We start from the raw sequence: 12,742 nt of genomic DNA, 5'->3' as shown, positions 1-12,742 counted from the left end.
TTGCTCTTTTGTGGTTTGCTTCTGTATCATGGATATTATTTATCCATGATTATGCTTTCCTGTCAAGCGGGCGTGTTGCGCTCTTCTTTTTTGCAGGTTTTTCACTACCTTGAAGGCGTGAAACACGCAGAGTCTCCCATTTCCGGCACGCAGGTCGGCACCTTGCCTCTTCCATTCCAGAAATGGTTTGCCGAAAAGGGGTGGTCTCCGCGCGCCCATCAATTGGAGCTTATGGCGCGGGTGCGGGGCGGCGAGAACATGCTGCTGATTGCGCCGACGGGCGCCGGCAAGACGCTGGGCGGCTTCATGGCTTCGCTTACCGATCTCGCGGAACGCGGCAAGGTTCCGCCCGGTTCCGCCTTTGTCGGCGTGCATACGCTCTATATCTCGCCGCTGAAGGCGCTTGCGGTGGATATCGAACGCAATCTCACCAAGCCCGTTTCCGAAATGGGCCTGCCGATTTCCATCGAGACGCGCACCGGCGATACGCCGCAGGCAAAACGCCAGCGCCAGAAGATCAGGCCGCCCGATATTCTCCTAACGACGCCGGAGCAGGTATCGCTGCTGCTCGCCAACAAGGAGGCCGAGCGCTTTTTCCGCGACCTTAAATATGTGGTGCTGGACGAATTACATTCACTCGTCACTTCCAAACGCGGCCATCTGCTGTCGCTGGCGCTCGCCCGGGTGCGCCGGCACGCCCCGAATGTGCGCTTCATCGGTCTTTCGGCCACGGTGGCGGAACCGATGGACTTGCGCCGTTATCTTGCGCCGCAGGGACAGGGAGAACCGCCCGCTGGCCTCATCACCGTCGAAGGCGGCGCAAAACCGGATATTTCCATCCTGCATACGGAAGAACGTATTCCATGGTCTGGCCATTCGGCGCGCTACGCCATGAGGGATTTATACGCGGCGCTGAAGGAGCATCAGACGACGCTGGTCTTCGTCAACACCCGTTCGCAGGCGGAGCTGATCTTTCAGGAGCTCTGGACCATCAATGACGATAATTTGCCGATAGCTTTGCACCACGGCTCGCTGGACACGGCCCAGCGTCGCCGGGTGGAGGCCGCCATGGCCGAAAACCGGCTGCGCGCCGTCGTCGCCACCTCCACGCTCGATCTCGGCATAGACTGGGGCGATGTCGACCTTGTCGTGCATGTGGGTGCGCCCAAGGGCGCAAGCCGCCTTGCCCAGCGCATCGGCCGCGCCAACCACCGCATGGATGAGCCGTCAAAGGCGATCCTCGTTCCCGCCAACCGTTTCGAGGTGATGGAGTGCCGTGCAGCACTCGATGCGAATTATATCGGCGCGCAGGATACGCCCCCCATCGCCGAAGGCGCGCTCGATGTTCTGGCCCAGCATGTACTCGGCATGGCCTGCGCCGAACCCTTTGATGCGGATGATCTCTATCGTGAAGTGACGAGCGCTTCCCCTTACGCCGCTCTGCCACGCGAAACCTTTGACCGCATTGTGGATTTCACCGCCACCGGCGGTTACGCGTTGCGCACCTATGAGCGCTATGCCCGCATCCGCCAGATGAAGGATGGCCGCTGGCGCGTCTCCAATCCGGCCGTCGCGCAGCAATATCGCCTCAACCTCGGCACCATCGTCGAGGCGGCGGAACTCAATGTCCGCATGGTCAAGCGCAATGCCAGGGGTTCGGTCGGGCGAGGCGGCATGTCGCTTGGCAAGGTCGAGGAATATTTCCTCGAACAGCTGGTGCAGGGCGATACCTTCCTGTTTGCCGGTAAGGTTCTGCGGTTCGAGGGTATTCGGGAGAGCGAATGTCTGGTGTCGCAGGCCTTTTCCATGGACCCGAAAATACCATCCTATGCGGGTGGAAAATTCCCGCTTTCCACCTACCTCGCGGATCAAGTGCGCTCGATGCTCGCCGATCCCGCCCGCTGGCAGGCGCTGCCGGATCAGGTGCGCGACTGGCTGGCGATCCAGAAGGAGAAATCGATCATTCCCCGGCGCGACGAGCTGCTGGTCGAGACCTTTCCCTTCCGCAAGCGTTTCTTCATGGTGATGTATCCCTTCGAGGGGCGGCTGGCGCACCAGACGCTGGGAATGCTTCTGACGCGGCGGCTGGAACGGGCGGGCGCAAAACCGATGGGTTTCGTCGCCACAGATTATTCGCTCGCCATCTGGGCCATGGACGATATCGGCAGCCGGCTGAAATCCCGCCGCCTGTCGCTTGGCGAACTTCTCGATGAGGACATGCTGGGCGACGATCTGGAGGCGTGGCTGGACGAATCCTTCATGCTGAAGCGTACTTTCCGCAACTGCGCCGTCATTTCCGGCCTTATCGAACGCCGTCATCCGGGCAAGGAGAAGACCGGCCGTCAGGTCACCGTCTCCGCCGATCTTATTTATGACGTTCTTCGCAGCCATGAGCCGGATCATATTCTGCTGGAGGCGACGCGACGCGATGCGGCGGCGGGACTTTTGGATATTGGCCGTCTTGGCGATATGCTGAAGCGAATCAAGGGGCACACCACCCACCGCGCGCTGGAGCACGTCTCGCCGCTTGCCGTTCCTGTGATGCTGGAAATCGGCCGCGAGACGGTGGCGGGCGAAGCGATGGATCAGGTGCTGGCCGAGGCGGCAGACGAGCTGATCGCCGAGGCGATGTCCTGAAACATCGGATTGGAATAAAGGAACCAAGGTAAACGTGCTGAGCCGGCTGACATTGAGCGACAGGTTTTCCAACGGCTTCGAATGCCTCGGCAGCGAAACCGCCGTGAACGGGGTCGCTGCATGGTGCGATCCGCTGGGCGGGCTTTACCTGCCGGACCTGTCGCTGCTCGTCGTCTCCGATCTGCATCTGGAAAAGGGTGCAGCCTTTGCCCGGCGCGGGCGGATGCTGCCGCCCTACGACACCATCGCCACGCTTAAAATCCTGTCTTCCCTTGTCAGCCGCTATGATCCGAAAATCGTCGTCAGCCTCGGCGACAATTTCCACGACCGCGTTGGGTCGCAGCATCTGCCGCTGATGCTGCGCGACCTCATCCGTGAGATGGCCCGTGGCCGCGAGTGGATATGGATCAACGGCAATCACGATCCTGATGGTACGGTCGATCTGCCGGGGTCTTCGGTGGACGAGATGTTCTACGCTAATCTCGTCTTCCGCCACGAGCCGAAAATAGGGGAGGTCGCCGGCGAAATCGCCGGCCACCTGCATCCATCGGCCACGGTTCGCCGTCGCGAAAAGACGGTGCGGCGACCCTGTTTCGCTACCGATGGTTCCCGGCTTTTGATGCCGGCCTTCGGTGTCATGAGCGGCGGGCTGGATCTGCGGCACAAGGCCATGCGCGGCCTCTTCGATCACGCTGCACTCGTCGCGCATCTGATGGGGCGTGACCGCATCTATTCGGTGAGGTTTTCAAATCTGCTCGGCTGAGCGTGTCGGTTTGCCCTGCGCGGGCGGCAGACACTCTTTTTTGCCGGATGAAAACTCAGTCCTTGCGGAAAATAATGCTCGCACCCCAGCCGGTGACGACGGCCAGCAGAACGCACAGCGCGCCATAGGCAAGCGGCGTCTGATGCGCCGCGTCGGTGATCGCCTGTTCCATGCCTGTCTTGACGACACGCAGTTTCAGCTCGCGCTGGGCGATGAAGTTACCGCTCTTGAAGAGATAGGCGCGGGCGGTGTGCACGCCGTTCGGCACGTTGGCGGGCAGGCGCAATGTTGCCCAGAACAGGCCGGTGCGTTCCAGCCTCACCCCGGTCGTGTCGTTGCGATAAATGCCGCTTGAAAGCTTGAGCCGCCGGTAGGCTTCCTGGAAATCGAAGACATTGTCGGGCACGCCGGAGAATACGGCACTTTTGAGCGACAGGTGTTCGACACCCAGCCCCATTGCCCGCAAGGCGCCGGGCGAAGCGATGGCGCTGATATCGCGGGTGCTGGCCATGGAATAGGATTCCGGCAGCGGCGTGAAGGTGATGGCGCTGGTATTGATCCAGATGCCGGCCACACGCTCCTTCTTGCGCACGGTCATGTAATCGCTGGGACCTTCGAGGGTCACGACGATATCATATTGCCCGATTGCCAGCAGCAGCTGGTCGGTATTGTTGAGAGCACCGAAGAGCGTGAAATCCGCCCCGCGAAAATCCGAGGCGATGGGAATTTCCGTCGTCGATGCGCCGATCTCGATATTTTCCTGCAAGGATCGCTGCTGCGTTCCGGGCGGCAGGGCAAGCGGCGGCGTCTGCGCCGAAGCCGTTTCCCAAAAGACAAGACATGGCGAGAGAAGAAGTGCGGCGATCAGCAGGCGGCGGGTCAATAGCCTAACCCTCCGACAGCGACCGAAAACAGGTCTTCCGGGCGCACCACCAGTGCCACGGCAAGGCGAAGGGCGACCGCGAGCACCAGCAGCGCCAGCAGCGCGCGCAATTGTTCGCCGCGCAACTTCTGCCCCACGCGCACGCCATATTGCGCACCGATGACACCGGCCACCATCAGGATGAAGGCCAGCACCACATCGACGGAATAGTTCGTTGCGGCCTGAACGATGGTCGTATAGGCGGTCACGAAAATGATCTGGAACAGCGAGGTGCCGACGACGACGCTGGTTGGAATGCGCAGAAGATAGATCATGGCCGGAACCATGATGAAGCCGCCGCCGACGCCCATGATCGAGGTCAGGATGCCGATGCCGAACCCCAGCGTGACGATCGGGATGATGCTGAGATAGATCTTCGATTTCTTGAACCGCATTTTAAGCGGCAGGCGGTGAACCCAGTTGTGATGGCCGGGACGGCGCAAGGTTACGGTTTCGTTGCGGGCGGCACGGCGAAGCGCGGAAATGCTCTCCTTCAGCATCAACGTGCCGACGGTGCCGAGCAGGACGACGTAGAGCAGCGAAACGATGAGATCGAGTTGGCCGATGCTGCGCAGATAGGAGAATATCCACACGCCGACCGTGGCGCCCAGAAGACCGCCCACAAGCAGTACACTGCCCAGCTTCACATCCAGTGTTCCGCGCCGGAAATGCGTGATGGAGCCGGAGACGGAGGAGGCCACCACCTGGTTCGCACCAGTCGCCACGGCCACCACGGGCGGAATATTGTAGAAAATCAACAGCGGGGTGATGAGAAAACCGCCGCCCACGCCGAACATGCCGGAAAGAAAACCGACGGCCGCGCCCATGCCGAGAATGATGAAAATATTCACCGACAGTTCTGCGATCGGCAGATAGACAGTCACGGCTCGGACCTCGGGCAAATGGTTCCGGGCGACAGGGCCTGTCCGGGTGGGAGGCCGCGCCGCGATTTACATTTTCTGTCTGAAAAGACCGGGCATGCCCCGCCTTCATTCGTCATGCCCGCGAGGGTCTGACGTGTCAACATTCAACGGTAAATACGTTGATAATTTGGAAAGATAGAGGTCAGGCGTGGGGGCTGCGCCACATTCCGACGCCAAACTGTGGGAAAGCGGCCCATGCGGCCGCTCCAACCGTTGCCGAACGGTTACTTGTTGCGGGCGAGCAGGGCGGTCACCAGCTCGTTGGTGATGCGCCCGTCAGGCGTCTGGCCAACGGATTTCTGGAAGTCCTTGATGGCCGTAACCGTGTTCTTGCCAAGCTTGCCATCGGGCTGCCCGGCGTCGAAACCGTTCTTGTTCAGGATCGCCTGAATGTTGCGGATCGCTTTTTCCATGTCCACGGAAGCGGTCTTCACGCCCTCTTTGCCGGCCCATTCATCGGGTGGATTGACGTTGTTGGCGTCTTCCGAAAGCGGCTTGACCTTCCATGCGTCGGCTTTCGTACGGGCGCTCTGAAGCTGTTGCGGCTCCATCGCTCCGGCAACCTCGTCGCGCTTCTGGGCGGCATCCGTGTCGCCATCCTTGGCTGCGATGGAAAACCACTTGTAGGACTCTTCGATATCCTGCTTCACGCCGCTTCCGCGTGCATAGAGAATGGCAAGGTTGAACTGGCTGTCGCGGACGCCGAGTTCGGAAGCCTTGATGAACCATTGCGCAGCGGCCGCGAAATCCGGCTGGCCGGCCGCGTCGGAGGCGAGCAGGACGGCGAGATTGTGCATTGCGCCTGCATTGCCCTGTTCTGCCGCCAGCGTGTAGTAGCGCTTCGCTTCGGAAAGGTTGCGCTCAACGCCATTCGCCTTCTCGTAAAGATTGGCAAGGCGATATTGCGCAGGAGCAAGACCGCGATCCGCAGCCAGCTTGTACCATTTTGCAGCTTCCGTGCGATCGGCGGCTAGGCCACGACCTTCGGTGTAGCGGGCTGCGATCTCGTAGAGCGCCTGTGTATCGCCCTTTGCTGCCGCTTCCGTCAGCGATGCCGGTTCGATCCCTGCGGGAACCGCAATCGCGTTCTGGGCGGGGGTGGCGGGGGCAACGACTTGCGCCGGTGCCTGCTGCTGGTTCTGCGCAACGGTGCCGGAGGTCGCCGCATCCACCGTCGGAGCGCCGGCGCTCGGCGGTTCGTTGGCCAGCGGTGCGCCGCCGATGGTACGCGGATCGATGATGTTTTCCGGTGATGCCGTATTTTCGATGCTGTCGGCGGATGCCGCCTGCTGCGGGTCGATGGCGAGATCGGAAGGGATGGTCACGGCCTTGTCGCCGGTCTCGGGAAGTGCGGAGACCGGAGCATTGTCCATTTTCTGTTCGATGACCGGTGCCGGTGCCTCAATCGGGGCTTCCGCGCCGCCGATCATCGACTTGACGAGCGGCATGGCCATCATGGCGAGAAGAATGGCGCCGATGCCGAGCAGCAGCGGACGGCGATAGCGCGAGAGCGCCGAAGTGTCGGCTTTGCGGCTCTTCTTGCCGGTTTCAAGCTTCTCCGGTGATGTCTCCATGGCGGCGGCCTGCGCTGCACGACGGGCGGCGGCTATGAAATCCGTCCGCCCTTCGGCGTCCGCAGCCTTGCCGTTGGCGGCGACCTGGCTGGCGCGCACCCGCTCCAGTATCTTCTTGATGTCAGGCGCGCCCGAACCGGGCTCCAGAAGTTCGTTCTCCTGACCTGCGGGCAGAACGTCGATCGGATCAAGCGAGGGAGCGGGTTCCACCTGCGTGCGCGTGGTGGTGGTTACCGATGCGGGTTCCGCTGCCGATTGGGCGGTCTTCGCCGTGCCGGTTTTAAAACGCTTCGTCAGGCCGGCAAGCAGGCTTGTTTTTTCTGCTTTTGCGGGATTTGCAGCGGCGGGCGGCACGATCGCCACCACATCCGCATCGTTTTCGTAGGCGTTCCGCTCATTGTCGAGAATGGCCTGTTCTTCGGCGATATAACCGTCCTGCGGGAAGATGGCGGCCGGCATGGCCACATCTTCGCGAGTGGAAGCGACCATATGCTGCGCGACGTTGCGCGGTGCTGCCTCTCCGCGATAGGCGGGAGCGGCATCGCGATTGTCGAGGCTGTCGAGCCGGCCGGCGATCTGCACCAGCGTCTCGTGCAGCGCCTCGAAGGTGCGGTGCGTGCGTTCTTCGGTGTTGCGGCTCAGTGCCTCGAGACTGCGCAGATCGGTGGCGAGATCGGTCAGCATCGTCATGTCGGCGAGGTTTGTGCCGGCGGAGATATTGTTGCGCGTAAAGGCGTCCAGAACGGCCTCAGCCGCCTGCCGCGCCGCTTCGATGATATATTCGTCGTTGGAGGACATATAGTCCTCGATCGCCGACATGCGGGCATCGAGTTCAGGCGACATGCCTGCCGGCTGGTGGTGACCCGGCTGGCTGATCAGCGAGGAGAGGTGGGATATCTGGTTTTCGAGGCTCGCCAGCGCGCCGCTGTCGGCCGGTGCGGCATGGGTGGATTCGTCCAGACGGGCCGCAATATTGCCAAGCCGCTCTTCCAGACGCGAAAAGGTGCTTTCGTTGAAACCGGCGACCGGCTGCGGCTGGCTGTAGCGATAGTCGAGATCCTCGATCCGCCGCGAAAGCGTGTCGAGCCGTTCCGCCAGACCGTCATTGACGGTGCCGTGATCCAGCGCGTCGATCTTGCGGGAAATATCACTGAGGAAAGATGTCAGTTCCGCCTGCTGCGACGGGCGCTGCGACCGCTCCAGAAGCAGGGAGAGTTGATCCAGCCGCTCATGCAGCTGTGCGGCGTCGCGCGCGGTGCTCAATTCGTCGATCTTGGCCGCCAGCGTTTCAAGACGGGCGGTGAGATCCAGAGCCGGTTCAGGCTTGACGGCGGCGAGGCGGTTGATATCGCCGAGTTGTTCGGAAAGGCCGTTGAGGCGGGTTTCCAATCGCTGGGCGAGCGCATTGTCCGTGGCCTGCGCATTCGAGCGGGCGCCGGTCGCGGCAATCGCACGGCTGATTTCGTCCAGCCGCTGATCCAGACCGGAAAACTGTTCGCTAAAGGCCGCCTCGTTGGGCTGCATATGCTTGCCGAGTTGCTCCACGGCGCTCGCAATCGTGATCAGCTTTTCCTCGAGCACGCGCACGGCCGGATTGTTGTTCATGCCGCCGAGCTGGGTCTTGATGTCGTCGAGACGATAGGCGAGCGAGACGATTTCATCCTGCAGCGAGGCCGCATCGAAACCGCGCAACGTGTCTTCCACCGTATTCCAGCGGCTTTCGATCCGGTGCACGCTGTCTTCGCGCGCAAGCTGGTCGATGGTGAGACGCAGGTCTTCGAATTCATTGCGCAGCCCGTAGGCGTCAGGAGATGCGAGGTTACCGAGCTGGTCGATGCTGCCGGCAAGCCGTGCAATATCGTCGCGCAGATCGCCGATGAACTGCTGGTCTTCCGCGATTGCGCGAATATTGCGGATTTCGGCACGCAGCCCCTGCGCTTCTCGCGCCACGCCTTCGGAAATATCGTTCTTCAGCTCGTGCCGCAGGTTGACGAGTGCCTGCGCGATCTCCTGCAACGCCACGTCATTGCGCTGCTGCTCCTGATAGGGCGGGATCGAGCGTGCGCGCGGTGCGGGATTGGTTGCCGCGCTCTGTACGTCGTTCGGCCGGTATTCCGGCGCAAGCGGTCTGGTAATGGTCCGTTCCGGACGCGCAACGGGCTCCTGCGGGCGCTGGAAGCTCGCCTCGAGAAGGCGCTGGCGCTGGCGGATTTCGTTGACGGGGTCGAGCTGCGGCGGGGTGACGCTGGCGCGCGGCTCGCGCGGCGCGGCATAAGCCTCGTTTTTCGGTTCCTGCACAGGGCTCGCGGCCCGAGGATCGCGTGGAAACTTCTGGCTCATCAGCCCTTCGATACGGGCTTCAAGGCCTTCAATGGTGCGATTGAGAGCATCAAGAGACGACCTGTCGCTTGGCTGTTGGTTTTTCGATCGCAATCCGTTCATCTTCTCGCTCGCTTCGCTTCCGTCCGGCGTGCCCGGTTGTTTGTCGCGACGGTTGCCTGTCTGGTCATGCCGTCGCCGCACATTCAGCAATTCTAGAGCCGATATTTGCCCCCTTGGAGGAAAATGCGCCGATTGACGAAGCAGTTACCTCTTGTCGGAGAATTCACGAAACGTGGTAAAGAAGTGGTTAACTAAGGTTGGAATTTTTTAACTTTTGTGGCGCACGGCGATTTCGCATGGGGAAGAGGCATGCATTCGGCGGAAAAAGGGAGGTGACATTCCGCCGGAATTTATTTGACGTTTACGCGCACGTCAAATATTGTCATCCCATATTGGCCGGATCGGCTCCGGTTTTCACGATGCGGAGGAACATCGGTAATGCCTGTTTACAAGGCCCCAGTCAAAGACACGCTTTTTATTCTGAACGACGTTCTTGGCCTCGAGCGGTATAACAACCTGCCCGGCTTCGAGGATGCAACCCCCGACATGATCGAGGCGATCACCGGCGAGGCGGCAAAGCTTGCCGAAGAGCGGCTTTTCCCGCTCAATCTTTCCGGCGACCAACAGGGCTGCAAGCGTGCCGACGACGGTTCGGTTTCCGTGCCTGATGGTTTCAGGCAAGCCTACGACGCCTATTGTGAAGGCGGCTGGATCGGTCTTGCCGTTCCGCCGGAATTCGGCGGGCAGGGGCTACCCTATACGCTGCATGCCGCGATCGGCGAATATATGTCGTCCGCGAACCTATCCTTGATGATGTATCCCGGCCTGACGCAGGGCGCCATCGCCGCCGTCCTCGTACACGGCACGCAGGAGCAGAAAGAAACCTATCTGCCGAAGATGGTCGAAGGCACGTGGTCCGGCACCATGAACCTGACCGAACCCCATTGCGGCACCGATCTCGGCCTCTTGCGCACCAAGGCGGTTCCGCAGGGCGACGGCAGCTACAGGATTTCCGGCCAGAAGATCTTCATTTCGGCCGGCGAACATTCCATGACGGACAATATCGTTCATCTGGTGATTGCCCGCATCGAAGGCGCGCCGGAAGGCACCAAGGGCATTTCGCTGTTCATCGTGCCGAAGTTCCTCGTGAAGGAAGATGGTTCGCTCGGCGAGCGCAACGGCGTCACCTGCGGTGCGATCGAACACAAGATGGGCATTCACGGCAACGCCACCTGCGTCATGAACTACGACGATGCAACGGGTTACCTGCTGGGCGCGGAGAACAAGGGTCTCTCCGCCATGTTCGTGATGATGAATGAGGCCCGCCTCGGCGTCGGCCTGCAGGGGCTTTCGGTTGGCGAGATCGCCTATCAGAACGCTGTCGAATACGCCCGCGATCGCATTCAGGGCCGCTCGCTTTCGGGTGCGAAATTCCCCGAAAAGAAGGCCGATCCGATTATCGTGCATCCCGATATCCGCCGCACGCTGATGACCATCAAGGCCTATAACGAAGCCGGTCGCGCCTTCCTTCTATGGACCGCGCTGCAATCCGATATCGCCCACCGCTCGACCGATGAGAAAGAGCGTCAGGCGGCGGATGATCTGCTCAGCCTCGTGACGCCGATCCTGAAGGGCGTGTTGACCGACAAGGGCTTCGACCATGCCGTCATGGCGCAGCAGGTCTTCGGTGGTCATGGTTACATCGAAGAACACGGCATGAGCCAATATGTTCGCGATGCCCGTATCACCATGATCTATGAGGGCGCCAACGGCATTCAGGCGCTCGATCTGGTGGGCCGCAAGCTCGGCATGAATGGCGGCCGCGCCGTCATGGCGCTGTTCAAGGAAATCGGCGATTTCTGCGAGGAAAATCGCGCCGACGAAAAGCTTGCCCTTTACACCAAGGGTCTGAAGAAGGGCTTGAACGACCTTCAGGCCGCAACCATGTGGTTCATGCAGAATGCCATGGCCAAGCCCGACAATGCCGGTGCCGGTTCGACCGACTATATGCACCTCTTCGGCATCGTGGTGCTGGGTTACATGCAGGCCCGCATGGCGAAGGCGGCGAGTGAAGCCCTTGCGGCAGGTAGCACTTCGGACGAGGATTACCTCAAGACCAAGCTTGTCACGGCGAAGTTTTACATGGAGCGCATCATGCCGGAAACGGCGCTGCGCAAGGCCCGCATCGAAACCGGCGCGGACACCACGATGGAACTGGCTGCGGAAGCATTCTGACAGGGCGTTTCAAGCGCCGAGGGAGAGAGTTAATGACCGACGTTTATATCTACGACCATGTCCGCACCCCGCGCGGACGCGGTAAGAAGGATGGCAGCCTGCACGAGGTGCCCTCCGTTCGTCTTGCCGCCAAGACGCTGGAAGCCATCCGCGACCGCAACGGGCTGGATACATCTGCTGTCGATGACATCATCATGGGCTGCGTCGATCCTGTCATGGATGCCGGTGCGGTGATCCCGAAAGCCGCCGCCTTCGAGGCCGGTTATTCCAACAAGGCGCCGGGCATGCAGATCTCGCGCTTCTGCGCCTCGGGTCTGGACGCCATCAATTTCGCGGCCGGTAAGGTCAAGGCGGGGTCTGACGATATCGTCATCGCCGGTGGCGTGGAAAGCATGTCCCGCGTCGGCATGGGCATGTCGGGCGGCGCCTGGTACATGGACCCCTCGGTCAACTTCCCCGCCTTCTTCATGCCGCAGGGCGTGTCGGCCGATCTCATCGCCACCAAATACGGTTTTTCCCGTGACGACGTCGATGCCTATGCTGTCGAAAGCCAGAAGCGCGCCGCACATGCCTGGGAAAAGGGCTATTTCAACAAGTCCGTGATCCCGGTGAAGGACCGCAACGGCCTGACGATCCTCGATCGCGACGAGCATATGCGTCCCGGTACGGACATGCAGGCGCTGGCCTCCCTCAACCCCTCCTTCCAGATGCCGGGTGAAATGGGCGGCTTCGAAGCCGTCGGCATCATGGCCCACCCGGAAGTGGAGCGGATCAACTACGTGCATCATGCCGGCAATTCGTCCGGTATCGTTGATGGCGCTGCTGCCGTGCTGGTTGGTTCGAAGGCGGGCGGCGAGGCGATGGGCGTGAAACCGCGTGCCCGCATCAGGGCTTTCGCCAATATCGGTTCCGATCCGGCGCTGATGCTGACCGGCCCGGTGGATGTGACCGAGAAGCTTCTTAAAAAGACCGGTATGAAGATTGCGGATATCGATCTTTTCGAACTCAACGAAGCCTTCGCCGCCGTCGTGCTGCGTTACATGCAGGCTTTCGATATCAGCCACGACAAGATGAACGTCAATGGCGGCGCAATCGCCATGGGCCATCCGTTGGGCGCAACGGGCGCGATGATCCTCGGCACGGTGCTGGACGAGCTGGAGCGGCGCGATCTCAACGTGGCGCTCGTCACGCTCTGCATCGGCGCGGGCATGGGCACGGCGACCGTGATCGAGCGGGTTTAAGAGGCTTCGGCTGATACCGCAACGGCTCCTCCGTCATCCTCGGGCTTGACCCGAGGATCTATCCC

7 protein-coding genes are annotated in these 12,742 nt (G+C 61.2%); 4 read left to right on the top strand and 3 right to left on the bottom strand.

Annotated elements, in window-relative coordinates; translation table 11 throughout:
• Positions 1 to 45: 45 nt before the first annotated feature.
• Entirely contained in the window at positions 46 to 2,637 is a 2,592-nt protein-coding gene (locus QSK43_RS00965; protein WP_332301972.1) for a ligase-associated DNA damage response DEXH box helicase, read from the top strand.
• 34 nt (positions 2,638 to 2,671) lie between these two features.
• The gene (gene pdeM, locus QSK43_RS00960; protein WP_332301971.1) at positions 2,672 to 3,400 is read left to right on the top strand and encodes a ligase-associated DNA damage response endonuclease PdeM; all 729 of its coding nucleotides are present in this window, start codon (positions 2,672 to 2,674) and stop codon (positions 3,398 to 3,400) included.
• A gap of 55 nt (positions 3,401 to 3,455) precedes the next feature.
• Here pdeM and QSK43_RS00955 read toward each other — a convergent pair whose 3' ends face one another.
• The 3 genes from QSK43_RS00955 to podJ form a co-directional block, all read right to left on the bottom strand.
• Complete coding sequence (locus QSK43_RS00955) at positions 3,456 to 4,283, bottom strand: TIGR02186 family protein (RefSeq protein ID WP_332301970.1); 828 nt, start codon at positions 4,281 to 4,283, stop codon at positions 3,456 to 3,458.
• Entirely contained in the window at positions 4,280 to 5,206 is a 927-nt protein-coding gene (locus QSK43_RS00950) for a sulfite exporter TauE/SafE family protein (RefSeq protein ID WP_045022339.1), read from the bottom strand. Before QSK43_RS00950 ends, QSK43_RS00955 begins: the two co-directional genes overlap by 4 nt.
• Before the next feature lie 263 nt (positions 5,207 to 5,469).
• A complete protein-coding gene (podJ, locus tag QSK43_RS00945) occupies positions 5,470 to 9,261 on the bottom strand; it encodes a cell division protein PodJ (protein WP_332301969.1) in 3,792 nt (1,263 codons plus the stop codon).
• Between the two features lie 378 nt (positions 9,262 to 9,639).
• Here podJ and QSK43_RS00940 point away from each other — a divergent pair, with 378 nt between their 5' ends.
• Both QSK43_RS00940 and QSK43_RS00935 read left to right on the top strand, forming a co-directional pair.
• Positions 9,640 to 11,436, top strand: coding sequence for an acyl-CoA dehydrogenase C-terminal domain-containing protein (locus QSK43_RS00940; RefSeq protein WP_332301968.1), 1,797 nt, complete (start codon positions 9,640 to 9,642; stop codon positions 11,434 to 11,436).
• 32 nt (positions 11,437 to 11,468) lie between these two features.
• Entirely contained in the window at positions 11,469 to 12,677 is a 1,209-nt protein-coding gene (locus QSK43_RS00935; RefSeq protein ID WP_045022266.1) for an acetyl-CoA C-acetyltransferase, read from the top strand.
• Positions 12,678 to 12,742 lie beyond the last annotated feature (65 nt).

The sequence above is a fragment of the Rhizobium sp. GR12 genome, from assembly GCF_036596185.1.
GTDB lineage: Bacteria > Pseudomonadota > Alphaproteobacteria > Rhizobiales > Rhizobiaceae > Agrobacterium > Agrobacterium nepotum.
Note: the sequence above shows the minus strand (reverse complement) of the source record. Positions and strands in the feature narration are given on the sequence as shown.